The sequence below is a fragment of the Pseudomonas granadensis genome (assembly GCF_900105485.1).
Taxonomy (GTDB): Bacteria; Pseudomonadota; Gammaproteobacteria; order Pseudomonadales; family Pseudomonadaceae; genus Aquipseudomonas; species Aquipseudomonas granadensis.
Genome location: NZ_LT629778.1, coordinates 326,048 through 351,692, shown reverse-complemented (window position 1 = coordinate 351,692; position 25,645 = coordinate 326,048). Strand labels below are relative to the sequence as shown.

Here is a 25,645-nt window from a genome sequence, read left to right as displayed (position 1 = left end):
TTGATTGCACACGGTTGAGAAGACAGCTTCAGGCTGCCGGCCGTGTCGTTTACGACTGTTCGATGGAAATTGTCATGTCCAGGTTTGTTGCTGTTTCGCGCCCGGGTGCTGCCCCGGCGTCTTTCGCTTTGCACGAATCATCGATTCGTTTCAGGCATGCCATCGCCGTGCTTTGCGGCGTCCTGCTGGCCCCGCTGGTACTGGCCGATGAACACGCCCGCCACAACGAAGAACTGAGCCCGACGGTGATTACCGCGATCGCACCCAGTTCGCCGCTGACTATCGTCACCAACCCCAAGGACCCGCGCCAACCGGTGCCGGCCAGCGACGGTGGCGATTACCTGAAAACCATTCCCGGTTTTGCCCTGGTGCGCAATGGCGGCACCAACGGTGATCCGGTGCTGCGCGGCATGTTCGGCTCGCGCCTGAACATCCTCACCAATGGCAGCATGATGCTCGGCGCCTGCCCCGGCCGGATGGACGCGCCAACCTCGTACATATCTCCGGAAACCTACGATCAGCTCACGGTGATCAAAGGTCCGCAAACCGTACTTTGGGGCCCGGGCGCCTCGGCCGGCACGGTGTTGTTCGAGCGTGAACCGGAAACCTTCGGCGAGCTCGGCACGCGGCTGAACGCAAGCATTCTGGCCGGCTCCCACGGGCGCTTCGACAAGGTCATCGACGCCGCTGCTGGCGGCCCGTTGGGTTACGTGCGGGTGATCGGCAATACCGCGCATTCCGACGACTATCGCGACGGCAACAACGACATAGTCGCCTCGCGCTATGACAAGTGGAACGGCGATATCGCACTCGGCTGGACCCCGGACGCCGACACCTTGATCGAGCTCACCGCCGGCAAGGGCGATGGCGAAGCGCGTTATGCCGGACGCGGGATGGACGGTGCGCAATTTCTGCGGGAAAGCCTCGGCCTGCGCTTCGAGAAATCAAACATTACTGACGTGTTGGAGAAGTTCGAAGCGCAGGTCTATTACAACTACGCCGACCATGTTATGGACAACTACACCCTGCGCACCCCGTCCGGTACCGGCATGATGGCGGGGCCGATGGCGTCGAATGTCGACCGCCGCACCCTCGGCGCGCGGATCAAGGCGACCTGGCGCTGGGCCGATATTCAGCTGATCACCGGCCTCGATGCGCAGACCAACGAACACCGCCAGCGCAGTGCGATGGGCATCGACACTTACAAGGACCTGCCGTACAGCAAGGACGCTGATTTCCATAACTATGGCGTGTTCAGCGAAATGACCTGGTACGCCGCCGAGCGTGATCGGCTGGTCAGCGGCGCCCGGCTCGACCGCGCCTCGGCCAGGGATTACCGGCAAACTATCGGCTCGGGAATGCTGTCGCGGCCCAACCCGACCGCCGACGATACGCGCGCCGACACCCTGCCCAGCGGTTTCGTACGCTACGAGCATGACCTCGCCGACAGCCCGACCACGATTTACGCCGGGTTGGGCCATGCCCAGCGTTTCCCGGATTACTGGGAACTGTTTTCCGCAAGCCGCGGCCCGGTGGGTTCGGTCAATGCATTTGATGCGATCAAACCGGAAAAGACCACCCAGTTCGACTTCGGCCTGAACTACAAAGGCGCCGACCTCGAGGCCTGGGCGTCCGGTTACGTCGGCGTGGTGCGCGATTACATCCTCTTCGATTACACCCCGGCGAAGATGGGCATGAGCACCTCGCGCGCCGAGAACATAGACGCGCGAATCATGGGCGGCGAAGTCGGCGCGGCCTACAGGCTCACCGACCACTGGAAAGCCGATGCGACCCTCGCCTACGCCTGGGGCAAGAACAGCAGTGACGGCACGGCGCTGCCGCAAATGCCGCCGCTGGATGCGCGTTTCGGCCTGACCTACAGCGAGGACGACTGGAGCGCCGGTGCGCTGTGGCGGGTTGTGAGCGCGCAACACCGTATCGATCAGAACAAGGGCAACGTGGTCGGCAAGGATTACGACCAGAGCGCAGGTTTCGGCGTGTTTTCACTCAACGGTGCCTATCGGATCAACAAGCACTGGAAGGTCAGCAGCGGCGTCGACAACCTTTTCGGCAAGGCGTACGCCGAACACCTGAACCTGGCGGGCAATGCCGGATTCGGCTACCCGGCCAACGATCCGCAAGCCATTAATGAACCGGGGCGCACGCTCTGGACCAAAGTCGATATGAGTTTCTGACAGCAGCGCCAGCAGGCTGGCTCCCACAGGTTCAACACCAATCCTGTGGGAACCAGCCTGCTGGCGATCGGTTGCACAGCAACCGCCAAAGACAACCAGAAGATCCAAGCCAAGCGGAGCAAACCTGATGAAACAGCCCCAACCGAATTTCTACAACCTGGCCTGGCGTTGGCATTTTTACGCCGGTCTGTTCGTCGCCCCGTTCATGGTGATGCTGGCGCTGACCGGCATCATTTATCTGTTCAAACCGCAACTCGACTCGCTGATGTACAGCAGCCTGCTCAACGTCCCCGCCGGTCATCACACGGTGCCGGCCGATGACCTGCTGCAACGGGTAAAAAACGCCTATCCGCAAGGCCAGGTGACTCAGTACTTGCCACCGCTGAACGCCGAGCGCAGCGCACAGTTCGTGGTCAACAACGCCGGCCACGAACTCAACGTGTTCGTCGATCCGTACCACGGCGACGTTCTCGGCGAGCAGGATGCCAGGCAGAATCTGCAAGCCATTGCCCGCGCCCTCCACGGCGAATTGATGATCGGCACCGTCGGTGACCGGCTGATCGAAATGGCCGCTGGCTGGGGCGTGGTGTTGGTGGTGTCGGGGCTGTTCCTGTGGTGGCCGCGGGGTCAGGCGGCGGGCATTTTGTGGCCGCGGCTGAACGCCCGCGGTCGCGTGCTGTGGCGTGATCTGCACGCTGTCACCGGGTTCTGGGGCGCAACATTGTTGCTGGTGATGCTGCTCAGCGGCATGACCTGGACCGGTTTCTGGGGCAAACAATATGCGGCGGTATGGAACGTGTTCCCGGCCGCGATGTGGAACAACGTGCCGACCTCCGACGTTGAAGCGCGCAGCCTCAACAGCGTCACGCGCCAGACCGTGCCATGGGCGATGGAAAACACGCCGATGCCGATGTCCGGCGATCATGCCGAGCACATGGCGCATGCGGGTGCCCATGCCGGGCCTGCCGCACCGGCCGTCAGCCTGCAAGCCGTACAGAACATTGCCACCGAGCGCAAAGTCGAACCGGGCTACAGCATCACCCTGCCGACTACCGCCACCGGCGTATTCACCATCGCCGTTTTCGCCGATGACCCACGCAACGACGCCACTCTGCATGTCGATCAGTACACCGGCAAGGTCCTCGCCGATGTGCGTTTCGAGCAGTACGGCACAGTGGCCCGCGCCACAGAAATCGGCGTGATGCTCCACGAAGGCAAGATGTTCGGCACCTTCAATCAGATCGTCGTGCTGCTGATCTGCCTGATGATCCTGCTCAGCGCCGTCAGCGGCGTGGTGATCTGGTGGAAACGTCGGCCCGAAGGCAGGTTCGGTGTCCCGCCGCTGCGCCATGATCTGCCGAAATGGAAAACCGGCGTGGCGATCATGCTGGCGCTGGCGGTGATATTCCCGCTGGTGGGGGCATCGCTGGTGGTGGTGTGGGTGCTCGACAGGCTGTTACTGGCACGGTTGGGCCAGCGCACGGCAGATATGGCGCCGTGAACGCTTGGGCGCGGGCAGCCGCACTGCCCGCGCCCGCGCTTTACAACTCGTCTCTGAGGCGCAATGTCCCGGCAAGTGGTGATTGCTGCCGGCGGGTTTTCCAACTGCCGCGCAGGCGTCCTGTCTGGCGCCAATAGTCGCCGGCGACCAGCACGCGCAATTCCCCCAGTTGCCTGAGTTGAGCGACAAACTCAGCAGGACTCAGCCGGCTGAGCCAGCGCCCGCCCCTGAATACCAGCGAATGCGCCGACAACAACAGCGCGCTTTCATCGGCTGAATAATCAGGAACGTATTCAAGCAGCGCATGCCCGGGTGTGGAGTAGTAATAACGCTCAATGTCCAGCCCGCGGTTTTTCAGGTCATGAGTGTGCGCGTGCAGGCGATCAGGTGTCGGAAAATGAGCCCCGATCTGCTCGATGTCCATGGTCGGCGTGGTGTTCTGCGACCGATTGAACTGGTGGCTGGCGACACAGGCGTAACCATCGAAAAGGCGCAGCGGTGGAAGGCGCGATTGGCTGTCGGAGGTCGTGCGGAACAGCTGCGCACGAAGGCTATCGCCATGGGCGAACCCGGCAATCGGTTCGAGCGGCACAAAGCGTTGGCTCGTCGACCGCGCCAGGACCGCCCCCTCGTAGCCGATCTGGCCGAGCGTTTCGCTGTCGACGCGCTGGTGAGCGTAACGTGCAGCATCGTCGGGGTGATGGAAGATCGGTCCCAGGGCTGGCACTGGATGTTCCAGCCAGCGTTGTTCGTGGGGCGTGTCGGCGAGACGCGGCTGCCAGTCTTCATCCACCTGCCCATGACGCGACCAGCAGTCACTGGTTGCAATGACCTCCAGCCGTCCGGCCCGCGCCATGCGCCGAACATACTCGGTAAAACCGAACCGGCCTCGGGCCATGGCTCGCTCGTCGATCGCCGCCTGCTCGCGCGACAGAAACGAGTTGGCGCGCAATTCGACCTGACCGAACCGGTCAAAAAACTCGCCGGGCTCGAAAGCATGCAGTTGCAGCCTCAACAACGCGCCGTCGGCGCAGGAAAAATAGATCGGTTTGTACCCCTGGGGCGTGGTGGCGCGCCTGCAGGCCTGCTGGATGTCGTCGGGAGTAAAAAAGGAGTGGCGTACATCATTGGCGCGCACGCCGACCGGAGGCAGCGGCGCACGCAGATACAGCGCTTGCCACGCATAGCCGCGCAGCCATTGGCCTCGTACAAAAATCCGATCCAGTGCCAGCTCGGAACGTTGCGCAGTCAGCGGCAACGTGGCGAGGTACACGCCCTCTCGGGCGTACAGGATGGCCCCGAATGTCAGCGTGTCGCGACTGACCAGCGCTTCATGCACATACCGGGCGGCGGCATCGGCTTGAATGAAGACCGGGCCACAGGGTGGATCACTCACGGCCTTGATGTAATCCGCCTGGGGTTCCAGATCCCCGGTATAAGGTACCCACCGGTGCACCGCGCGGGGCGAGCCCCAGACTTCGCTGCCGATCACAACGTACAAATAGCCGATTCTGGCAAGGGAATCGATCCAGGCAATCGGTTTCAGCTCACCGCTGTGTATGCGTTGTTTGATCAGATCGGCGTCGAGAGTGGCAGGCACCCTCTGGTTATCCGACAAAGCCGCCAGCAGATCAGCTCGCAATCTCTCCCACACACCGGCCTGATAACGGATCAACGCTCCATCCGGTGCGAACAGGTATTCATCCCAGTTTTTCAAGCGGCGGGTGAACGCCGAATAAACGGTGTCGACCGACAGCATGTTCAGGTAGATCTCTTTCTCCACCGCTGAAAATGCCACCGACAACTCACGCACGACGCGCGATCGATAACGCGCCGAAATCCTGCAGCCGGAAGGAAACACGCCAGCGCCGCGGCCCTCTTCTGGCAGGATCTCGGTGCTGTCAAAATCTTCGCGTGACACTTCGACCGGTAGCGTGGCCACGTACAGTCCGTCCGCTCGGTGCAGGATCAAGCCGCCCCAGGTCTTGTCGGCAGCGCCCGGCAACTGGCCCCGGGCATACACCGCTGCGTCGTCAGCGCTTTGGAACGCCGGGCTCAGCCAGCGGCGCTCAAGATTGGCGTAGGGTTGCCAGGTCGCTTTGACAAGGCCTGGTCGATCCCAGCACAGGCTCGTGCGCAGCACCGACAGTTCGCCGCTACTGGCCACCTCATGAACGAAATCCGTCGGCAACATCGCGGTAGAAGCGAGGTCGCGCTTGATATTGTCAAGTGTGGTTTGCGAGGTTTGATCGTGAAACAGTTTGCTGGTTTGGCTGCGCCGGTATTTCAGCAGCGCGCCTTCGCGGCTGGCGATATACAAGGCGGCGGGCAAATCCGCGCCGCCCCCCGGACTCCCCGGCGAACAAGACATCGCAACGGTCAAATCTTCGGGCGTGATGAAGTAATGCGCCAGCCAGTCTACGGGACGCTCGGACGGATCTTTTACCCGTTGATGAGAATAGAAGCTGCCAAACAGATCGAAGCCTTCGGGATATCGATACCAGGGCTCGCGGGGCAGCGAGGCGAAAACGCTACTCAGATCGAACAGATTGTCGCGCCGCTCGCTGACCGGGATCAGTTCGGTGGCGATAAATTCCTCGCGCGTGCTGTGCTTGAGAATGAAGCCGAACCATGCGCGTTTGTCGTCCTGCAAGCGTGTGTCGCGAGCGTACTGACGGTGTGCAGCTTCGTCCGCAGAAGCAAAGAGTGCGCCGTAGGCGACGAATGCCGGACGTCGCCACGGCAATGGCAGCGGCAATGGCAAGAACGGCCGGGCTAATGTCGGCGTGGGGACGGTCGGTGCAGGCAAGGTCGGTACGGGCGCAACCGGTGCTGGTGCAGGTCGTTCGCTGGACGTTGAGGCGGGTAATACCGGCAGGCTCCAGTCCGCTGCGATGCGCCCACGATAGCCCCACGTTACATCATCGATCAGGCTGATCAACGCGCCAGCCACCGCTTGCTCGCGGACAAACGCCAGCGGTCGCACGCTACCGGCGTCCAGTTCGCGCGCCAGTGTTCCGGGTTGTTGAGCAGTGCCGAGGCGGATGGCTAGATCCTTGGCTGCTGCGCTCGCAGAAGGCGTAAAGCGGATCAGACTGTCGCGCGCGCCCGAGCAATACAGAGCGATCCCGTCCTGTAATACCTGACGCAGTTCTTCGGCGCTCAGCATTTGCAGGCTGAGCAACGCCTCCTGCGGCGTCCACCGGTGATACTCGACATGCACCGGGTCCAGCCGCGACAGCGCCACATGAGAAACATAGCGGGCGTGCAACTGATGCTCGTCGGGGAAAATCGTCCGGCCGAGGTTGTCAACCGGATAGAGCCGCCCCTGGCTGAGCGTATCGATGTCGCCTTCCAGCGGCTCGGTTACGACGAAGCGTTTGTCGTTGCGCTGGAACACATACCCGGCGTACTGCCGGTCACGACGGATGCCGATTTGCTCATGGGCGTACCGGGCCGCGTCATCGGCGCTGAGAAAGTCCCGGCTCAACACCGGCCAGTGAAAATTCGCGAACGGCTGCCAATTCAGGCTCACAGGCCCCAGTTGCGCCCACAAGGCACTGCCGCGCACCACGTTCAGCGTGCCGGCCAATACCAGCATCGAGACAAACTCGCGCGGGCGCAGGGTGCCGGCCATCAACCTTGCCTGCACGCCATTGTCGGCGACAGTGCCGTCGGCATGCTCGACGCTCAGCGCCGTTTCAATTGCACTGGCGCTGAAAGCGTATTGCAACATCGCCTGGTCGCGGGTCTGCATGTACAGCGACAATTGCCGTTTGCCGGACCAGCGTTGGCTGCGACCATTGGCAGCGATGGCCACAGCGATATCCTGCGGCGTGAAAAAGTTCTCATAGAGCCACGGCTGCGCCGGCGGGAATCGCGCAGGGTCCGGGCGCGAGACGCCGTAGAAGCCTTCCAGTGCGTAGCCCCGCGGCAATTGCAGCTGGCCGTCGGCACACAGCGGAAAAATCTTTTGCGCATCCCACCCTGACATACCGTCTGAGCGGGCATGGGTGGCGACGTATTGTTTACCGGTCAGTTTCTTCAGCAGCAGCCCGGCAGTCTGTGCACCTCGGGATTTCAGTGCGGCAAGCACGGCACGTTCGGCAGTGGGGCACACACGGGTCATCAGCGGCAGTTCGGTCACCTTGCCTGATGAAAAACCCTGCCCGCGCTGCCAGTCCGCCGGTACGACGCCCACCGAGTGGCCCCAGTCAGCATTCGACACGATGACCCTCAGCTCGCCGAGCGCCGCCAGTTTCTGGATGATGCTCAACGCGTCATGCGTCCAGGGTTCGTGCCCCGGTCGTGCGCCTGCTTCGTGCCAGTGGTAGTACTCGCGCTCCGCCGGTGAACCGCTGGGGGTGTACTTGAGCAATGTCCCGTCGGGCCCGGACAGATAGGCGCTGCGAAACCACTTGCGCCTGTCTGCAACGGCCATGAAATCGCTGGCCGAGAAAAAATTGACCAATAGCCGCAGGCTCGGCTCGTCCAGCGCGGGATACGCCGAGCCAAACTCCTTGTGGCGTGCAACATGGCTGTGGATGCTCGCCGCGAAGCGATAGCCCGAGGGTGGCTGGGGATTACCCATGACATCGGCATCAATGAGGTTACTCAGGTCGAACCCGGTGAGGCCGCCGGGCACCGGTGAACTGGCAACGAACTTCCCGTCCGGGCGCAGCAGGATCACGCTGCCGTACTCCGTTTTTGCCTTGAGCGGAATACGCGCATGTACCCAATAGGCCGCATCGTCTTCTGACAAAAAGGCTGGGCTCAGCGGCGGCAGCCCGGATTTTCCAGAGGGCACAACGGCGTGCCCTGACATGTCACTCATATAAAAATCCTGCGAAGAAAAATCGGGATATCGATCGCAGGAGTGTGTGCCTGAGTACCGCGCGCGCTGCGGTGCATGTTTATCGCTTATGTATCCGCATCTGATCGGCAGCTCACGCCCCAATCTGGCGCACCCGCGCGCACCATCGCCCGAATGCCTTCCCCTTCTGGTGCATGGTTTCTTCGGCAAACCACGTCGATACGACATTTTCTTACCGAAACCCGACCAGGCACAGCCCTTGCAAAACACCCTTCAGTCGTCCGCATCTGCCAACCATAAAAACTCAATGTTCATGGAGATCGCACAATGAAGCGTCGCAGTTTGATCAAGGCTTTCACACTCACGGCATCCATTGCCGCGATGGGCATGACCTGGACTGTCCAGGCCGCCGAGACCATCAAGGTCGGGATTCTGCATTCGTTGTCCGGGACCATGGCGATCTCCGAAACATCGCTCAAGGACATGGCCCTGATGACCATCGATGAGATCAACGCCAAGGGCGGTGTGAACGGCAAGATGCTCGAGCCGGTGGTGGTCGACCCGGCGTCCAACTGGCCGCTGTTCGCTGAAAAGGGCCGGCAACTGCTGACCCAGGACAAGGTCGCTGTGGTGTTCGGCTGCTGGACTTCGGTGTCGCGCAAATCGGTGCTGCCGGTGTTCGAAGAACTCAACGGTCTGCTGTTCTATCCGGTGCAATACGAAGGCGAAGAGATGTCGCCGAACGTGTTCTACACCGGCGCGGCGCCGAACCAGCAGGCGATCCCGGCGGTGGAATACCTGATGAGCGAAGAAGGCGGCAGCGCCAAGCGCTATTTCCTGCTCGGCACCGACTACGTTTACCCGCGCACCACCAACAAGATTTTGCGCGCGTTCCTGCACTCCAAAGGCGTGGCTGACAAGGACATCGAAGAGGTCTACACGCCGTTCGGTCACAGCGATTACCAGACCATTGTTGCCAACATCAAAAAGTTCTCGGCCGGCGGCAAGACAGCGGTCATTTCGACAGTCAATGGCGACTCCAACGTGCCGTTCTATAAAGAGCTGGCCAACCAGGGTCTGAAGGCCACCGACGTGCCGGTTGTCGCGTTCTCGGTCGGTGAAGAAGAGCTGCGCGGCATCGACACCAAGCCGCTGGTGGGCAACCTCGCGGCGTGGAACTACTTTGAATCCGTCGAGAACCCGGTGAACCAGAAGTTCGTCGCAGACTGGAAAGCCTACGCGAAGAAACACAACCTGCCGGGCGCCGACAAAGCGGTGACCAACGATCCGATGGAAGCGACTTATGTCGGCATCCATATGTGGGCGCAGGCCGTCGAAAAAGCCAAATCCACCGACGTCGACAAGGTCCGCGAAGCCCTCGCCGGCCAGACCTTCGCCGCGCCGTCCGGTTACACCCTGACCATGGACAAGACCAACCACCACCTGCACAAACCGGTGATGATCGGCGAGATCCAGAGCGACGGTCAGTTCAACGTCGTATGGCAAACCGAAGGCCCGGTGCGCGCCCAACCGTGGAGCCCGTTCATTCAGGGCAACGACAAGAAGCCCGATTATGCGGTGAAGAGCAACTGAGGCGGATTCAGAGGTCGGGGTGAGCTTGAGATTCCCCCCTCACCCCAGCCCTCTCCCTCAGGGAGAGGGGGAAAGGGAGCCGATCTTCATGTTTTTCAAAGCCTGAGTTCGGCTCGAATTCGCAAGTCGCAGCACATCGTCCAGACACCTCGGTCAGTCCCCTCTCCCTCCGGGAGAGGGTTAGGGTGAGGGGGCGGTTGAACAGGACACCACTAATGCCCACTGCCATACACCGATTTATCTATGCCATCGCACTCTTGCTGCCAATACTGGCGCACGCCGGCGACGCCGAAGACTTCGTCGCGGCCAACCCGACGCAACAGGCCAGACTGCTGGAAGCCTGGGCCGCGCAGCCCGATCCGGCGCGTATCGAACTGCTCGGCGCCTTGCAACAAGGCGAGTTGAGCATCGACGGCCAAACCAAAACCTTGCGCCTGAACAACCGCTTGCGGGGTCTGATCGACACCGCGATGGCCAGCCATCAATTGCTCGCCGCCGACGCCAAAATCCGTCTGAGCGCCGCGCAGCAATTGCAGAAAAGCGCGAAACCCGCGCAACTGAAATTCCTCGACCAGCAACTGGCTGGTGAAAAGGACGAAACCGTCCACGCCGCCCTAAGCCTGGCGCTGGCCAATCTGCAACTGGTCGACACCGACCCGGCCGTGCGTCTGGCCGCCGTGCGCCTGCTCGGCGAAACCGGCGATCCGCTGGCGCGCACACGTCTTGAAGGCCTGCTCGAACCGGGTGTGGAAAACGACGCCGGCGTGCGCACCGCCGCTGAAACCAGCCTCGCCCAGGTCAAACGCAAACTGCTGATCGGCGAAGTCCTCGGTCAGGCGTTCAGCGGCATGTCCCTCGGCTCGATTCTGCTGCTCGCGGCGCTCGGTCTGGCGATCACCTTCGGCCTGCTCGGGGTGATCAACATGGCCCACGGCGAGATGCTGATGCTCGGCGCCTACTCGACCTACGTGGTGCAGTTGATGTTCCAGCGCTACGCACCGCAGGCCATCGAGTTCTACCCTTTGATCGCGTTGCCGGTGGCATTTTTCGTCACGGCGGCGATCGGCATGGCGCTGGAGCGCACGGTGATTCGCCACCTCTATGGCCGCCCGCTGGAAACCCTGCTCGCCACCTGGGGCATCAGCCTGATGCTCATCCAACTGGTGCGTCTGGTGTTCGGTGCGCAGAACGTTGAAGTCGCCAACCCGGCCTGGCTGTCGGGCGGTATTCAAGTGCTGCCGAACCTGGTGCTGCCGTACAACCGCATCGTGATCATCGCGTTCGCACTGTTCGTGGTGGTGCTGACCTGGCTGCTGCTGAACAAGACCCGCCTGGGCCTGAACGTGCGCGCCGTCACCCAGAACCGCAACATGGCCGCTTGCTGCGGCGTGCCGACCGGGCGGGTCGACATGCTCGCGTTCGGCCTCGGTTCGGGCATCGCCGGCCTTGGTGGAGTAGCGCTGAGCCAGATCGGCAACGTCGGTCCCGACCTCGGCCAGAGCTACATCATCGACTCGTTTCTGGTGGTGGTGCTCGGCGGCGTCGGGCAGCTCGCCGGTAGCGTGCTCGCGGCATTTGGCTTAGGCATCGCCAACAAGATTCTCGAACCGCAGATCGGTGCGGTGCTCGGCAAGATCCTGATCCTCGCGCTGATCATTCTGTTCATTCAGAAACGTCCGCAAGGCCTCTTCGCACTGAAAGGACGGGTGATCGACTGATGAACCAGCCTCTGTTAGTCACGGCCACACAAAAGGCCGGGCCGAAAGTCACCATCGCGGTTGGCGCGGTAGTGCTCGCCTCGCTGATCGCCCTGCCACTGCTGTCGTTGTTGCCAGCGGAAAATGCACTGTCGATCTCGGCGTACACCCTGACGCTGGTCGGCAAAATCCTCTGCTACGCCATCGTCGCCCTGGCGCTGGATCTGGTCTGGGGCTATGCCGGGCTGTTGTCGCTCGGCCACGGTCTGTTCTTCGCCCTCGGCGGCTATGCGATGGGCATGTACCTGATGCGTCAGGCCGCCGGCGATGGCTTGCCGGCGTTCATGACGTTTCTATCGTGGAGCGAATTGCCGTGGTACTGGACCGGCACCAGCAGCTTTGTCTGGGCGCTGTGCCTGGTGGTATTGGCGCCGGGTCTGCTGGCGCTGGTGTTCGGATTCTTCGCCTTCCGCTCGCGGATCAAAGGCGTGTATTTCTCGATCATGACCCAGGCCCTTACCTTCGCCGGCATGCTCCTGTTCTTCCGCAACGAGACTGGATTCGGCGGCAACAACGGTTTTACCAATTTCCGCACGATCCTCGGTTTCGGCATCACCGAACCGGGCACCCGTGCGGTGCTGTTTCTGGCCACCGTGTTGCTGCTGGTGGCGAGTCTGTTCATCGGCTGGCGTCTGGCGCAGAGCAAGTTCGGCCGTGTGCTGACAGCGCTGCGCGATGCGGAAAACCGTTTGATGTTCTGCGGCTACGACCCGCGCGGTTTCAAGCTGTTCGTCTGGGTGTTGAGCGCGGTGTTGTGCGGTCTGGCCGGGGCCTTGTATGTGCCGCAGGTGGGCATCATCAACCCGAGCGAAATGTCGCCGACCAACTCGATCGAGGCGGCGGTGTGGGTCGCTCTTGGCGGACGCGGCACGCTGATCGGACCGCTGCTCGGCGCCGGCGTGGTCAACGGCATGAAGAGCTGGTTCACCGTGGCTTTCCCGGAATACTGGCTGTTCTTCCTCGGCGCGCTGTTCATCGTCGTGACGCTGTACCTGCCCAAAGGCGTGATCGGTCTGCTGAAGAAACGAGGTGAACAATGAGAGTAACCGCGAGCGCTGAATTCATGCTCGAACCGGCCTTCTTTCCGGTCGAACCGAACAAGGACGAGGGCACCAGCCGCGACTCGATCGGCCTCGGCCAGCGCGTCGGCCCCGGCCTCGACACCCGTCACGGCACGATCCTGACCCTGGAAGACATCAGCGTCAGCTTCGACGGCTTCCGTGCGCTGAACAATCTCAACCTGTACATCGGCGTCGGCGAACTGCGCTGCATTATCGGCCCCAACGGCGCGGGCAAGACCACGCTGATGGACGTGATCACCGGCAAGACCCGCCCTAGCCACGGCAAAGCCTGGTTCGGCGAAACCCTCGACCTGACGCAGATGAGCGAAGTGCAAATTGCCCAGGCCGGGATCGGCCGCAAGTTTCAGAAACCGACGGTGTTTGAAGCCTTGAGCGTGTTCGAGAACCTCGAGCTGGCGCAGAAAACCGACAAGTCGGTGTGGGCCAGTTTGCGTGCGCGCCTCAGTGGCGAACAAAAGGATCGCATCAGCGAAGTGCTGGAAACCATTCGCCTGACCTCCTCGGTCAATCGTCAGGCCGGGTTGTTATCCCACGGCCAAAAGCAGTTCCTGGAGATCGGCATGCTGCTGATGCAGGACCCGCAATTGCTCCTGCTCGATGAGCCGGTGGCGGGCATGACCGATGCCGAAACCGAGTTCACGGCCGAGTTGTTCAAGTCGCTGGCGGGCAAGCATTCGCTGATGGTGGTCGAGCATGACATGGGCTTCGTCGGCTCGATTGCCGATCACGTCACCGTGTTGCATCAGGGCAGCGTTCTGGCCGAAGGCTCGCTGGAGCAGGTGCAGGAAAACGAGCGGGTGATCGAGGTCTACCTCGGCCGCTGATCCGCAAACACCTTCCAAACTGTAGGAGTGAGCCTGCTCGCGATAGCGGTGTATCAGACATGCAAAACTTGACTGACACACCGCTATCGCGAGCAGGCTCACTCCTACAAGGGATTTGGGTGAATTTTAAGGAATCCGAACATGCTGCAAGTCGACAAGCTGCACCAGTACTACGGCGGTAGCCACATCCTGCGCGGCCTCTCGTTTGACGTGAAGGTTGGCGAAGTCACCTGCCTGCTCGGGCGTAACGGCGTCGGCAAGACCACCCTGCTCAAATGCCTGATGGGCCTGCTTCCGGCCAAGGAAGGCGCGGTGAACTGGGAAGGCAAACCCATTACGACGCTCAAGCCACACCAGCGCGTGCAAGCCGGGATTGCCTACGTGCCACAAGGTCGGGAAATCTTCGGGCGCCTGACGGTAGAAGAAAATCTGCTGATGGGCCTGTCGCGCTTTCCCGGCAGTGAAGCCAAAGAAGTGCCAGGTTTCATCTACGAGTTGTTCCCGGTGCTGCTACAAATGAAGCAGCGCCGCGGCGGTGATTTGTCCGGTGGTCAGCAACAGCAGTTGGCGATTGGTCGTGCACTGGCGAGTCGTCCACGGCTGCTCATCCTCGACGAACCCACCGAAGGCATTCAACCTTCGGTGATCAAAGAGATCGGCGCGGTGATCAAGAAACTCGCGGAACGCGGCGACATGGCGATTTTGCTGGTCGAGCAGTTCTACGATTTCGCTGCGGAACTGGCCGATCAGTATCTGGTGATGTCGCGGGGTGAGATCGTCCAGCAGGGCCGTGGTGAAAATATGGAGGCCGAGGGTGTACGCGGGCTGGTAACGATCTAGTACAACGAACTAATCTGTAGCTTCCTAACGATAATCACACACCATGAATTCGACTGTTGCACCTGCCCTGTTTACCCCGAGCTGGCACGCCGAGCTGGAGCTGGCCTACGCGCGCTTCGGCGATTGCACACGGCCGACCTTGCGCCGGCACCTCGGCCCATTGCGCGTGCAAAAGCACCTGTACGCCGAAGGCCCGGAGGTCTGCCAGCACATCATCGTCCATCCGCCGGGGGGAATTGCCGGCGGTGATCGCCTCGACATCAGTGCCCGCGTCGAAGCCAACGCCTGGGCGCAGATCACCAGCCCCGGCGCAGCCAAGTGGTACCGCGCCGGAGGGCCGGCTTATCAACAACTCGATCTGCACGTGGCAGCCGGGGCGACGCTGGAATGGCTGCCGCAGGAAACCATCGTCTACAGCGCCGCGCAGGCTGAACTGAGCACGTCCATTGACCTTGAAGGCGATGCGCGGCTGGTCTACTGGGATGTCGTGGCACTGGGAAGACCGGCCAGCGGCGAGCATTTCGACCTCGGGCACTTTCAGGCGCATCTGGATATTCGCCGCGACGGCCGCTTGCTCTGGCATGAACGCCAGCGCATCGTCGGCGCCGATGGCTTGCTCGATTCGCCGATCGGTCTGGACGGCCATCCGGTGTTTGCGACGTTGCTGGTGAGCGGTGAAATTGATGCTGAACTGCTGGAGCGCTGTCGCTCGCTGGGCCACACAGTGCGTGGGGATCTGACGCAGTTGCCGGGGTTGTTGGTGGCGCGGTGTCTGGCCTCTGAAGCTTTACTCGCCCGTGCCTGGCTGATTGATTTATGGCGCTTGCTCAGACCTGCCCTGCTCGGTCGTGAGGCTATCGCGCCAAGAATATGGAGCACCTGAAATCCAGACCCTCACCCCCCGCCCTCTCCCGGAGGGAGAGGGCGCCCGACGGAGTCGTCTGAAATGAATTCATCTGCCTGAAAAATACTGCTGACTGAACTGGCCATTGAAAACAATCGAGTTCGGTTCCCTCTCCCTCGGGAGAGGGCTAGGGTGAGGGGCCGCTCTGACTGGCGACCCGCCCTGTGCGAAGACTATACAAATCTGCCCTGATGGAACCCGAACCATGGACCTGACTCCACGCGAAAAAGACAAGCTGCTGATCTTCACCGCCGGCCTCGTTGCCGAGCGGCGCCTGGCCCGTGGCGTGAAACTCAATTACCCGGAAGCCATGGCCTATATCTCCGCCGCGCTGCTCGAAGGTGCGCGTGACGGCCAGACCGTCGCCGAGCTGATGCACTACGGCACCACCCTGCTCAGCCGCGAGCAAGTGATGGAAGGCATCCCGGAAATGATCCCGGAAATCCAGGTCGAAGCGACCTTTCCCGACGGCACCAAACTGGTCACCGTTCACCAACCGATCGTTTGAGGCGCGCCATGACCTACTCCATTCGCGATGCCGTCCACGCCGACCTGCCGGCGATCCGCGAGATCTACAACGACGCGGTGCTCAACACCACGGCGATCTGGAACGAACAAGCGGTCGACCTCGGCAACCGCCAGGCGTGGTTCAGCGCGCGACAGGCTCAGGCTTACCCGATTCTGGTGATCGTCGACCGCGACGACGTCGTGCTCGGCTACGCTTCGTTCGGTGACTGGCGCCCTTTCGACGGTTTCCGCCACACGGTCGAACATTCGGTTTACGTGCGCAGCGATCAGCGCGGCAACGGCCTCGGCCCGCAACTGATGACAGCGCTGATCGAGCGCGCGAAAACCTGCGGCAAGCATGTGATGGTCGCCGCCATTGAAAGCGCTAACGCCGCCTCGATTCGTCTGCACGAACGCGCCGGTTTCAGTATCACCGGGCAGATGCCGCAGGTCGGCACCAAGTTCGGCCGCTGGCTCGATCTGACCTTCATGCAACTGACCCTCAACCCTGGCGCGCAGCCGCCTGACGCCCACAAGGAGTGACACCGATGAACGCCGCCCAGTTGCGCCGCGTCAACGCTGAAAGCTTTGCGCATTACCGGCAGGGCTTGATCGATCTGTTGCTCGACGCCGTCGGTTATGGCGCCAGCGTCGGCTTCATGGCTGACCTCGATGCAGCGCAGGCGCGCGTCTATTTCGATGGGGTGCAGGACAGCGTCAACAAGGGCAGCGTGCTGTTCTGGGTGGTAGTCAAGGACGAACAAGTGCTGGCCAGTGTGCAATTGGGCCTGTGCCAGAAAGCCAACGGCCGCAACCGCGCCGAAGTGCAGAAACTGCTGGTGCGCGAACACGCGCGTCGGCGCGGCCTCGGTCAGCAACTGATGCAGGCGCTGGAACTCGAAGCGCGCAAACACCAGCGCGGCCTGCTCTACCTCGACACCGAAGCCGGCTCGCCCGCGGAAGATTTCTATAAAGCCCTGGGTTACAGCCGCGCCGGGGAAATCCCCGACTACGCCTGCGACCCCAATGGCACGTATCGCCCGACCGCTCTCTACTACAAGATTCTGCAAGGAGCCCAGTGATGATTCCTGGCCAATACCAAATCCAGCCCGGCGACATCGAACTCAACGTCGGCCGCCGCACCGTCAGCCTGAAAGTCGCCAACAGCGGCGACCGGCCGATCCAGGTCGGCTCGCACTATCACTTTTTCGAGACCAACGACGCACTGCTGTTCGACCGCGCCGCCAGCCGCGGCATGCGCCTGAACATTCCGGCCGGCACGGCGGTGCGTTTCGAGCCGGGGCAGAGCCGCGAAGTCGAACTGGTGGATTACGCCGGGCATCGGCGGGTGTTCGGGTTTGCCGGACGAATAATGGGCGACCTCTGACATCGGCGTGCACCGCCGCCCCTCACCCCAGCCCTCTCCCGAGGGAGAGGGAGCCGATCACCGATAGCCGCCTCACCGCGATCAGTCACCTCTCCCGAGATAGAGAGCCGATCACCGACAGCCGCACCACCGCGATCAGTCACCTTTCCCGAGATAGAGAGCCGATCACCGACAGCCGCACCACCGCGATCAGTCCCCTCTCCCTCCGGGAGAGGGCTAGGGTGAGGGTCCATGGCTCACCACCATTTTTCCTGAAGGACGCAGCATGAAAATTTCCAGAAGCGCCTACGCCGACATGTTCGGCCCCACCGTCGGCGACAAGGTGCGCCTGGCCGACACCGAGCTGTGGATCGAAGTCGAGAAAGACTTCACCACCTACGGCGAAGAAGTGAAATTCGGTGGCGGCAAGGTCATCCGCGACGGTCAGGGCCAGAGCCAGTTGCTCGCCGCTGAAGTGGTCGACACGCTGATCACCAACGCCCTGATCATCGACCACTGGGGCATCGTCAAGGCCGACGTCGGTCTCAAGGACGGGCGCATTGCGGCAATCGGCAAGGCCGGCAACCCCGACGTGCAGCCCGACGTGACCATCGCCATCGGCGCCGGCACCGAAGTGATTGCCGGCGAGGGCATGATCCTCACCGCGGGCGGCATCGACACCCACATCCATTTCATCTGCCCGCAGCAGATCGAAGAAGCACTGATGAGCGGCGTCACCACGATGATTGGCGGCGGCACCGGCCCGGCCACCGGCACCAACGCCACCACCTGCACATCCGGCCCGTGGCACCTGGCGCGCATGCTCCAGGCGGCTGACGCGTTCCCGATGAACATCGGCCTCACCGGCAAGGGCAACGCCAGCCTGCCGGAACCGTTGATCGAACAGGTCAAGGCCGGCGCCATCGGCCTCAAGCTGCACGAAGATTGGGGCACCACCCCGGCGAGTATCGACAACTGCCTGAGCGTCGCCGATCAGTTCGACGTTCAGGTGGCGATCCACACTGACACCCTCAACGAATCCGGCTTTGTCGAAACCACTCTCGGGGCGTTCAAGGGCCGCACCATCCACACCTATCACACCGAAGGGGCTGGCGGCGGGCACGCACCCGATATCATCAAGGCCTGCGGCTTTCCCAATGTTTTGCCGAGTTCGACCAACCCGACCCGCCCGTTCACCCGCAACACCATCGACGAACACCTCGACATGCTGATGGTCTGCCACCACCTCGACCCGAGCATCGCCGAAGACGTCGCGTTTGCCGAAAGCCGCATCCGCCGCGAAACGATTGCCGCCGAAGACATCCTCCATGACCTCGGCGCGTTCTCGATGATCAGCTCCGACAGCCAGGCCATGGGCCGTGTCGGCGAAGTCATCACGCGCACCTGGCAGACCGCCGACAAAATGAAAAAACAGCGCGGCCCGCTGCCGCAGGACGGCGAAGGCAACGACAACTTCCGCGCCAAGCGCTACATCGCCAAGTACACCATCAACCCGGCGATCACCCACGGCATCAGCCATGAAGTCGGTTCGGTGGAAGTCGGCAAATGGGCCGACCTGGTGCTCTGGCGTCCGGCATTCTTTGGTGTGAAGCCAACGCTGATTCTCAAGGGCGGCGCGATTGCCGCGAGCCTGATGGGTGATGTCAACGCCTCGATTCCGACCCCGCAGCCGGTGCACTACCGCCCGATGTTCGCCAGTTACGGTGGCTCGCTGCATGCCACCAGCCTGACCTTCATCAGTCAGGCGGCGCAAGCAGCCGGATTGCCTGAAGCGTTGGGATTGAAGAAGAAAATCGCCGTGGTCAAAGGTTGCCGCGACGTGCAGAAAACCGACCTGATCCACAACGATTACCTGCCGGACATCGACGTCGACCCGCAGACCTATCAGGTCAAGGCCGACGGCGTGTTGCTGTGGTGTGAGCCGGCGGAAACCTTGCCGATGGCGCAGCGTTATTTCCTGTTCTGACGGCCGTTGCGCTGTCGGGAACGGTCACGTTGGCCATCCCCGGCAGCACAAAGTTGATCAGTCAGGAAATGCCCATGACATCTGCTGCTCGTTGTAGTTGTAGTCCAGACGCAGCTCGGTGCCTGCCGGGATATCCTGCGACGCGAACACCGTGTTGAGGATAAAGTCGCGGGTCACCAGCTTATCGCCCACCCATTGTTGCGCCTCGATATCGAAAGGCACCGCCACAACGTTGTAGCCATCCGGCGCCTGACGAATCGGCTTGCCCGCTTCGTTGTATTCGAAATTGGAGTTGATCCTGGAAATGATGTTGTCGCCCAGTATGGCCAGCGGGTCGGGCAGCATCTGGCCCGGACCATATTGCAGGCGCATTCCGGCGAGCATGCTGAACGTTTGTTCATAAGGCCGTACGAACCTTGCCGGCGTGATGACGCCACCGTAAACGCCGATTGCCTCGCCTTTGGCAAGGCGCCGGTTGGCCACCACCATCGACTGGCCGATCAAGGCTTTTTCACCGGGGACTTTCGCGTCGGCCTCGGTAAATACGCGCCATTGCAGTTTCTGCTCATAGAGCAGCGCGACATCTTCGTGACCTTCAAACTTGATGTAGGGCTTGATCTGCTCAGACGTATAAAGCTCTCCATTTGCAAGACGCACTTTGGTTTCCAGTTTGCGAATGCGGATGGGTCTGCCGGCAACGTCTCGCAGCGGGTACTTGCCATTGTTCGCGCGGTTGTAAGTGCCGAGCTGATTCCCGAGGAATGAGTAACGCGTTTCGCTGCGCATCGCCCTCAGCTCGTCAGCCGTGTAAGACTTGATCGGCATCGATTCGGAAGCCAGGTAAAACTGCTCCGAGGCCCCATCGTCATTGCGCGGCAACTCCTCCAGGGCCATTTCGAACTCATCGTCACTGCGTCGAGGCGAGCGGCGACTCTTGCGCGGCATGACCGTGTGCGGCGCGGAAACGGCGAAGTCCTCCAGCGGATACCAATGGTTGTTCGCAGGATCGTGCGCCAGCACTGGCCCCGAGGGTTGCAGTTCGCTCGCCAGGCGGGCCCGGTGCAGCCCGGTTTGCGCATCGACAGCGAGCAACACCGTGCCGCCCCCCTGAACATCGGCGTAGCGCCGCCCCTTGAACGTGCGAATGCCCTCCGCATCGGCATCGGGCAAAGTGATCGACGCGGGGATCAGGTATTGCTGCAACGCGGAGACGTCGGCGCTGACGGTTTCAGCGGTAGCGGACGTCGATACGTGCACCTGCACCCTCGAGATCGTCGCCTGCGAGGAATCGGCGGTGCTGCCGGCAGCTTCAGGCGTATCGCCAGGTGTTCGGCGCGTCACGGGGTCAGGCGTGAACCGGGTTGTTTCTGCTCCGGACGACGTTGAATCAGCCGGCGTGCGCGGGCGAGGGGGTACATCGACACGGGTCGTGCCGGGCGTTGGCGGTTTGGGTTTGACTGGCATGAGTACGTTTCCTTGTAAGAACGGCGCAGCGCCACGGCAGGGTGGCGCCGCGAGAATCGGCGTCCATTGCCGACCCTCAGCGCAAACTAGCAGACCGATCCGCCCGTTCAAACCAGAAAAACATGTGCACACAATAACTGTGGATGGCGGCTCTATTCGACCAGCAAGCGCCCCAGACGCTGGCGCAACATGCGGTTTTCGGCGCGCAGCTCGCGCACTTCTTCGAGCAGGTCCAGCGCCAGGGCGACGCCTTCCCACTCCAGCTCCAGGTCGCGTCGCAGCTTGGCGGCGCGTTTGGCCAAGGTCAGCTCGTAATCGGTGAAGCGCCATTCGCGCGGCGGCCCGCCCTGAGGTTCGAGGATGCCGTGTTCGACGATCTCGATCACGTAGACGTCCGACAGATCGGCCGCCTCACAGAATTCTGCCATGTCCAGTTGAACGCTCAGGGGGGTGCTCATGATGGGCTACTCCGTCGAATTCAGAAGTTCTCTCGCGGGTTGAACGCGGCTTTTTGCGCCAGTTCCTGCCACAGCGCCTTGACCTCATCGTCGGCCGCTTTCGGCATCACTGCCTTGAGCTGCACAAACAGATAACCGCGTTCGCCGCTCTTGCTCTTCAAGCCGTGGCCCTTGGCGCGCATGCGCTGGCCGTTCTGGCTGCCGGCCGGCACCTTGAGGTTGATCTTGCCGGTCAGCGTCGGTACCGCCACTTCGGTGCCCAGCGCCAGCTCCCACGGTGCCAGCGGCAAGGTGATGATCAGGTTGTCGCCTTCAACATCGAACTTGGGATGCGGCGCAAAGCGGATGGTCAGATACAGATCACCATTGGCCCCGCCACCGACGCCCGGCGCGCCCTGGCCCTTCAAGCGGATGCGCTCGCCATCGGCAACGCCCGCCGGAATCTTCACGTTGAGGCTCTTGCTGGTATTGCTGACGTGCTGGCCGTGGGCGTTGTATTGCGGCACCTGGAAGGTGACCTTCTTCGACTCGTCCGACAGGGTTTCCTCAAGAAACACCGGCAATTCCATTTCCACGTCCTGCCCTCGCCGCCCACGGGATTGCCGGCCTTCGCCACCACCGAAACCGGGGCCGCGATTGCCGAAGATCGAACTGAAGAAGTCCGAGAAGTCGCCGGTATCGGCACCACCGCCGCCGAAGCCGCCACGGCTCTGCCAGCCCGGTGGCCCCTGGAAGGGCTGACCGTGCTGACCATAACGGCGCAGTTCGTCGTATTCGGCGCGCTTGTCGGCGCTTTTCAGCGCTTCATAGGCTTCCGAGGCGTCTTTGAATTTGGCCTCGGCGTCCTTTTCCTTGCTGACATCGGGGTGGTATTTGCGCGCCAGCTTGCGATAGGCCGCCTTGATCGCCTTGTCGTCCGCTGTCGGCTCCACGCCGAGTATCTTGTAATAGTCTTTGAAGTCCATTGAAGGATCACCATCCGTTATCGATTTCGCGCCATTGCCAGCCTGCGCCCGATTGGCACGTGCCGGGTTGACCGATCTCAAGATTGTGACCGGGTGGCGCCGCAGAAGTTTATCGGCAGTGGTCGGCGGTTCTGCTGACCGCCGGTGTATCTGCCGGCCCATGCCAGCAAGTTTGGGGCGAAGCGGCGGTTTTCAACCTGCATTGAGGCGAAATAGCAGATGACCGGCCTTCGAATCTGGCGCGCACTGACATACACTGCGCGGCCGTTTTTTTGACCGGAACCGAAAGACATGAAAGACGCCTCTCCAGCCCGTGCCTGCGGCATCGACTTCGGCACGTCCAACTCCACCGTCGGCTGGCTGCGCCCCGGCATGGACACCATGATCGCGCTGGAAGACGACAAGATCACCCTGCCCTCGGTGGTCTTCTTCAATATCGAGGAACGCCGTCCGGTCTACGGACGTCTGGCGCTGCACGAGTATCTGGAAGGCTACGAAGGCCGGCTGATGCGCTCGCTGAAAAGCCTGCTCGGTTCCAAACTGATCAAGCACGACACCAGCGTGCTCGGCACGGCGATGCCGTTCAAGGACCTGCTCGGGCTGTTCATCGGCCAGCTCAAGAGCCGCGCCGAAACCGCCGCCGGTCGCGAATTCGAGCAAGTGGTGCTGGGGCGCCCGGTGTTCTTCGTCGATGACGATCCGCTGGCCGACCAGGAAGCCGAAGACACTCTGGTCGAGGTCGCTCGCAAGATCGGTTTCAAGGATGTGTCGTTCCAGTACGAACCGATCGCCGCAGCGTTCGACTACGAGTCGACTATCGAGAAAGAAGAACTGGTGCTGATCGTCGACATCGGCGGCGGTACATCGGACTTCTCGCTGGTGCGCCTGTCGCCCGAGCGGCGCGCGCTTGATAACCGTCACGACGACATCCTCGCCACAGGCGGCGTGCACATCGGCGGTACCGACTTCGACAAACAGCTGAGTCTGCAAGGCCTGATGCCGCTGTTCGGCTACGGCAGCCGGATGAAAAGCGGCGCCTACATGCCGACCAGCCACCACATGAACCTGGCGACGTGGCACACCATCAACTCGGTGTACTCGCAGAAGTCGACGCTGGCGCTGGGCAGCATGCGCTACGACATCGAAGACACCGGCGGCATCGACCGTCTGTTCAAGCTGATCGAGCAGCGTGCCGGGCACTGGCTGGCGATGGAAGTCGAAGAAACCAAGATCCAGCTGACCCACACCGACAGCCGCCATGTGCCGCTGGACCGCATCGAAGCGGGGCTGAGCGTCGAGCTAAGCCGCACGCTGTTCGAATCCGCGATCGAAGCCTTGCTCGAGCGCGTGCGCGGCAGCGTTACGCAGTTGTTGAGCGATGCTGGTGTGGCGGTCGATCAGGTCGACACGGTGTTCTTCACCGGCGGTTCCAGCGGCATCCCGGCACTGCGCAACAGCGTCTCGGCGATGCTGCCGAACGCGCGGCATGTCGAAGGCAATATCTTCGGCAGCATTGGCAGCGGCCTGGCGATTGAAGCCCGTAAACGGTATGGCGTTTAGCGCCAGCTGCAAGCTTTAAGCTGCAAGCGACAAGTAAGAGCAAAAGCAAAAACAAGAGCCGCTGCAGCTTTTGCTTTTGCTTTTACTTGCCGCTTGAAGCTTGCAACTGAAAGCTGCTTTTCAAACCATTCCTCCGAGCTTCAACTCGCTCTTCAGGTACGCGTAATAAATCGGCCCCGCCACCACCCCCGGCAAACCGAACGCGGCTTCGAACACCAGCATCGCCAGCAGCAACTCCCACGACTTCGCACTGATCTGCCCACCGACGATGCGCGCGTTGAGAAAGTATTCGAGCTTGTGGATAACGATCAGATAGCCCAGCGCCGCAACGGCCACCCAGATCGACAGCGACAGGCCAACGATGGTGATCAGCGTGTTGGAAATCAGGTTGCCGATCACCGGCAGCAGGCCGAGCAGGAAAGTCAGCACGATGAGGGTCTTGGTCAGCGGCAGCTTGATCCCGAACATCGGCAGAACCACCGCAAGAAAGATCCCGGTGAAGAAGGTGTTGAGCAGGGAAATCTTGATTTGTGCGAAAACTATGTTGCGAAACGCCTGCACCAACAGATGCAGACGATCGAACAGTGCCGCAGCCAGTGGCTTGCGTTTGGTCACGTCGGGGATGCGTTGCAGCGCAATGATCGCACCGAGCACCATGCCTATCAGCAGCGTGACGAACATGTGCGCGGCGTCCTTGCCGACCAGTTGCAGGTCGGACAGGTGCTTGCCCATCCATTCGCCAATCGCTACGCGAAACTCCGCCGCACTGGCCGGCAGATAGGCGTCGATGAACGGCGGCAATTGCCCGCGCGCACGATCGACCACGCCCATGAACTTATCGAGGGAAGCGCCGGGATTTTCCGCTTCGTGCAACAGAAAACTGATCGCGCCGGCGAAGATCAGCGCCAGCACACTCACCACCAGTGTGCCCAGCAAGGCCACCGCCAGCCAACGCGCACGCCGGCCCTCGATCAAGCGCTGCAACTGCGGGGTCAGCATGTTGACCAGCTCGAACACCAGCAACCCGGCCAGCAGACTCGGCAACAAACGCAGCGGCAGCACCAGCAGCAGACCGCCGAAAATGATGATGCAACTGACCCAGAACACGACATGACGCTGAGAAAACGTTGGCATACAGCCTCAAAACGAACGGCGTAAAAGGATGGGCAGTCTGCCAGCGATCCGGGGAGAGCACTAGGGATATGCGGGGTTTCGGACTTTCGCGCATGGCTTGCGAATTTTCCCTCACCCTAGCCCTCTCCCAAAGGGAGAGGGGACCGACCGCGTTGTTCCAAAACCCTCATCGACCTGCACGACCCAGTCGATTATGGATTCGATGGAGCATTCTCAGGTCGGCGCATTTCCTCATCATCTCCCGATCAGTCCCCTCTCCCTTTGGGAGAGGGCTAGGGTGAGGGTCAATCTGGAGACGATCACATTATTGGGCTACCCATCGCACCGCTTATTTCTTCTTCAGACAATCACTCATGAACGCCTTCCGCGCATCGCCGGTCAGCGCTTTGGTTTTCGCGTCGGCATTGCAGGTGCTCATTTTCTGCTGCTGCGGAGTCAGGACCTTGCCGTCGTTCGCTGCCGGGGTGGCCTTGAGGCAGGTGCTCATGAAGGTTTTGCGCTCGTCACCCTTCAGGCTCTTGGCGGTCGCATCGGCATTGCAGGTGGTCATCTTGTTCTGTTGCGCCGTGGCGGCGAAACCCTGGGAACACAGGAGCAGACCGATCATCAACAAAGGCACACGCAACATCTTCATGGAGTTTTCTCCTGGTTGCCGCACCGATGGATGCGGTCTCGGCTGGAGTGTAGCCAAATCC

Annotated in this window: 20 protein-coding genes; 14 read left to right on the top strand and 6 right to left on the bottom strand. The window is 61.6% G+C overall.

Going from position 1 to position 25,645, the window contains the following annotated elements; genetic code table 11:
• Positions 1 to 74: 74 nt before the first annotated feature.
• Both BLU52_RS01460 and BLU52_RS01455 read left to right on the top strand, forming a co-directional pair.
• On the top strand, positions 75 to 2,195 hold the full coding sequence (locus BLU52_RS01460; protein ID WP_090280982.1) for a TonB-dependent copper receptor: 2,121 nt from the start codon (positions 75 to 77) through the stop codon (positions 2,193 to 2,195).
• A 127-nt stretch (positions 2,196 to 2,322) separates the two neighbouring features.
• Positions 2,323 to 3,696, top strand: coding sequence for a PepSY-associated TM helix domain-containing protein (locus BLU52_RS01455; RefSeq protein ID WP_090280980.1), 1,374 nt, complete (start codon positions 2,323 to 2,325; stop codon positions 3,694 to 3,696).
• A gap of 40 nt (positions 3,697 to 3,736) precedes the next feature.
• Here BLU52_RS01455 and BLU52_RS01450 read toward each other — a convergent pair whose 3' ends face one another.
• A complete protein-coding gene (locus BLU52_RS01450; protein WP_167359881.1) occupies positions 3,737 to 8,530 on the bottom strand; it encodes a DUF4329 domain-containing protein in 4,794 nt (1,597 codons plus the stop codon).
• A 306-nt stretch (positions 8,531 to 8,836) separates the two neighbouring features.
• On the opposite strand from BLU52_RS01450, the gene urtA reads away from it, so the two are divergent.
• The 11 genes from urtA to ureC all read left to right on the top strand — a co-directional run bounded on the left by urtA (position 8,837) and on the right by ureC (position 19,369).
• Positions 8,837 to 10,102 carry an urea ABC transporter substrate-binding protein gene (gene urtA, locus BLU52_RS01445; protein WP_090280971.1) on the top strand — a complete coding sequence of 422 codons (1,266 nt, stop codon included), beginning with the start codon at positions 8,837 to 8,839 and terminating at the stop codon, positions 10,100 to 10,102.
• 215 nt (positions 10,103 to 10,317) lie between these two features.
• Entirely contained in the window at positions 10,318 to 11,820 is a 1,503-nt protein-coding gene (urtB, locus tag BLU52_RS01440; RefSeq protein ID WP_090280965.1) for an urea ABC transporter permease subunit UrtB, read from the top strand.
• Positions 11,820 to 12,899 carry an urea ABC transporter permease subunit UrtC gene (urtC, locus tag BLU52_RS01435; RefSeq protein ID WP_090280961.1) on the top strand — a complete coding sequence of 360 codons (1,080 nt, stop codon included), beginning with the start codon at positions 11,820 to 11,822 and terminating at the stop codon, positions 12,897 to 12,899. Before urtB ends, urtC begins: the two co-directional genes overlap by 1 nt.
• Positions 12,896 to 13,765 (top strand): urea ABC transporter ATP-binding protein UrtD, encoded by an 870-nt coding sequence (gene urtD / locus BLU52_RS01430; RefSeq protein ID WP_090280957.1) that lies wholly within the window; start codon positions 12,896 to 12,898, stop codon positions 13,763 to 13,765. The genes urtC and urtD overlap by 4 nt, the downstream gene beginning before the upstream one ends.
• A 141-nt stretch (positions 13,766 to 13,906) precedes the next feature.
• The gene (gene urtE / locus BLU52_RS01425; RefSeq protein ID WP_090280953.1) at positions 13,907 to 14,605 is read left to right on the top strand and encodes an urea ABC transporter ATP-binding subunit UrtE; all 699 of its coding nucleotides are present in this window, start codon (positions 13,907 to 13,909) and stop codon (positions 14,603 to 14,605) included.
• 43 nt (positions 14,606 to 14,648) lie between these two features.
• The gene (locus BLU52_RS01420; protein ID WP_090280949.1) at positions 14,649 to 15,488 is read left to right on the top strand and encodes an urease accessory protein UreD; all 840 of its coding nucleotides are present in this window, start codon (positions 14,649 to 14,651) and stop codon (positions 15,486 to 15,488) included.
• Between the two features lie 226 nt (positions 15,489 to 15,714).
• Entirely contained in the window at positions 15,715 to 16,017 is a 303-nt protein-coding gene (gene ureA, locus BLU52_RS01415; protein ID WP_003221215.1) for an urease subunit gamma, read from the top strand.
• An 8-nt stretch (positions 16,018 to 16,025) separates the two neighbouring features.
• Positions 16,026 to 16,559: a GNAT family N-acetyltransferase gene (locus tag BLU52_RS01410; RefSeq protein ID WP_090280944.1), complete on the top strand. Its 534-nt coding sequence runs from the start codon at positions 16,026 to 16,028 to the stop codon at positions 16,557 to 16,559.
• A 5-nt stretch (positions 16,560 to 16,564) separates the two neighbouring features.
• Positions 16,565 to 17,098 carry a GNAT family N-acetyltransferase gene (locus BLU52_RS01405; RefSeq protein ID WP_090280939.1) on the top strand — a complete coding sequence of 178 codons (534 nt, stop codon included), beginning with the start codon at positions 16,565 to 16,567 and terminating at the stop codon, positions 17,096 to 17,098.
• Positions 17,098 to 17,403, top strand: coding sequence for an urease subunit beta (locus tag BLU52_RS01400; RefSeq protein WP_090280934.1), 306 nt, complete (start codon positions 17,098 to 17,100; stop codon positions 17,401 to 17,403). The genes BLU52_RS01405 and BLU52_RS01400 overlap by 1 nt, the downstream gene beginning before the upstream one ends.
• Before the next feature lie 265 nt (positions 17,404 to 17,668).
• Positions 17,669 to 19,369 carry an urease subunit alpha gene (gene ureC, locus BLU52_RS01395; protein WP_090280931.1) on the top strand — a complete coding sequence of 567 codons (1,701 nt, stop codon included), beginning with the start codon at positions 17,669 to 17,671 and terminating at the stop codon, positions 19,367 to 19,369.
• A 57-nt stretch (positions 19,370 to 19,426) separates the two neighbouring features.
• On the opposite strand, the gene BLU52_RS01390 is transcribed toward ureC, so the two are convergent.
• The 3 genes from BLU52_RS01390 to BLU52_RS01380 form a co-directional block, all read right to left on the bottom strand.
• Positions 19,427 to 20,833: a hypothetical protein gene (locus tag BLU52_RS01390; protein ID WP_167359880.1), complete on the bottom strand. Its 1,407-nt coding sequence runs from the start codon at positions 20,831 to 20,833 to the stop codon at positions 19,427 to 19,429.
• A gap of 152 nt (positions 20,834 to 20,985) precedes the next feature.
• Positions 20,986 to 21,291: a chaperone modulator CbpM gene (locus BLU52_RS01385; protein ID WP_090280925.1), complete on the bottom strand. Its 306-nt coding sequence runs from the start codon at positions 21,289 to 21,291 to the stop codon at positions 20,986 to 20,988.
• 20 nt (positions 21,292 to 21,311) lie between these two features.
• On the bottom strand, positions 21,312 to 22,256 hold the full coding sequence (locus BLU52_RS01380) for a DnaJ C-terminal domain-containing protein (RefSeq protein ID WP_090280922.1): 945 nt from the start codon (positions 22,254 to 22,256) through the stop codon (positions 21,312 to 21,314).
• A 291-nt stretch (positions 22,257 to 22,547) separates the two neighbouring features.
• Between BLU52_RS01380 and BLU52_RS01375 the strand changes: the two genes are divergently transcribed.
• The gene (locus tag BLU52_RS01375; RefSeq protein ID WP_090280919.1) at positions 22,548 to 23,816 is read left to right on the top strand and encodes an Hsp70 family protein; all 1,269 of its coding nucleotides are present in this window, start codon (positions 22,548 to 22,550) and stop codon (positions 23,814 to 23,816) included.
• 120 nt (positions 23,817 to 23,936) lie between these two features.
• Here the strand turns inward: BLU52_RS01375 and BLU52_RS01370 are convergent, their stop codons facing one another.
• Together BLU52_RS01370 and BLU52_RS01365 are read right to left on the bottom strand one after the other, a co-directional pair.
• Positions 23,937 to 24,950: an AI-2E family transporter gene (locus tag BLU52_RS01370; RefSeq protein WP_090280916.1), complete on the bottom strand. Its 1,014-nt coding sequence runs from the start codon at positions 24,948 to 24,950 to the stop codon at positions 23,937 to 23,939.
• Between the two features lie 328 nt (positions 24,951 to 25,278).
• The gene (locus BLU52_RS01365) at positions 25,279 to 25,584 is read right to left on the bottom strand and encodes a PsiF family protein (protein ID WP_090280913.1); all 306 of its coding nucleotides are present in this window, start codon (positions 25,582 to 25,584) and stop codon (positions 25,279 to 25,281) included.
• Between the last annotated feature and the right edge of the window lie 61 nt (positions 25,585 to 25,645).

Coding starts and splice junctions, on each gene's coding strand:
- BLU52_RS01400 (WP_090280934.1), top strand. CDS start 17,098: ATGATTCCTGGCCAATACCAAATCCAGCCCGGCGACATCGAACTCAAC.
- urtA (WP_090280971.1), top strand. CDS start 8,837: ATGAAGCGTCGCAGTTTGATCAAGGCTTTCACACTCACGGCATCCATT.
- urtD (WP_090280957.1), top strand. CDS start 12,896: ATGAGAGTAACCGCGAGCGCTGAATTCATGCTCGAACCGGCCTTCTTT.
- BLU52_RS01405 (WP_090280939.1), top strand. CDS start 16,565: ATGAACGCCGCCCAGTTGCGCCGCGTCAACGCTGAAAGCTTTGCGCAT.
- BLU52_RS01455 (WP_090280980.1), top strand. CDS start 2,323: ATGAAACAGCCCCAACCGAATTTCTACAACCTGGCCTGGCGTTGGCAT.
- urtC (WP_090280961.1), top strand. CDS start 11,820: ATGAACCAGCCTCTGTTAGTCACGGCCACACAAAAGGCCGGGCCGAAA.
- ureC (WP_090280931.1), top strand. CDS start 17,669: ATGAAAATTTCCAGAAGCGCCTACGCCGACATGTTCGGCCCCACCGTC.
- urtE (WP_090280953.1), top strand. CDS start 13,907: ATGCTGCAAGTCGACAAGCTGCACCAGTACTACGGCGGTAGCCACATC.
- BLU52_RS01450 (WP_167359881.1), bottom strand. CDS start 8,530: ATGAGTGACATGTCAGGGCACGCCGTTGTGCCCTCTGGAAAATCCGGG.
- BLU52_RS01420 (WP_090280949.1), top strand. CDS start 14,649: ATGAATTCGACTGTTGCACCTGCCCTGTTTACCCCGAGCTGGCACGCC.
- BLU52_RS01410 (WP_090280944.1), top strand. CDS start 16,026: ATGACCTACTCCATTCGCGATGCCGTCCACGCCGACCTGCCGGCGATC.
- BLU52_RS01370 (WP_090280916.1), bottom strand. CDS start 24,950: ATGCCAACGTTTTCTCAGCGTCATGTCGTGTTCTGGGTCAGTTGCATC.
- BLU52_RS01385 (WP_090280925.1), bottom strand. CDS start 21,291: ATGAGCACCCCCCTGAGCGTTCAACTGGACATGGCAGAATTCTGTGAG.
- BLU52_RS01390 (WP_167359880.1), bottom strand. CDS start 20,833: ATGCCAGTCAAACCCAAACCGCCAACGCCCGGCACGACCCGTGTCGAT.
- urtB (WP_090280965.1), top strand. CDS start 10,318: ATGCCCACTGCCATACACCGATTTATCTATGCCATCGCACTCTTGCTG.
- BLU52_RS01380 (WP_090280922.1), bottom strand. CDS start 22,256: ATGGACTTCAAAGACTATTACAAGATACTCGGCGTGGAGCCGACAGCG.
- BLU52_RS01375 (WP_090280919.1), top strand. CDS start 22,548: ATGAAAGACGCCTCTCCAGCCCGTGCCTGCGGCATCGACTTCGGCACG.
- ureA (WP_003221215.1), top strand. CDS start 15,715: ATGGACCTGACTCCACGCGAAAAAGACAAGCTGCTGATCTTCACCGCC.
- BLU52_RS01365 (WP_090280913.1), bottom strand. CDS start 25,584: ATGAAGATGTTGCGTGTGCCTTTGTTGATGATCGGTCTGCTCCTGTGT.
- BLU52_RS01460 (WP_090280982.1), top strand. CDS start 75: ATGTCCAGGTTTGTTGCTGTTTCGCGCCCGGGTGCTGCCCCGGCGTCT.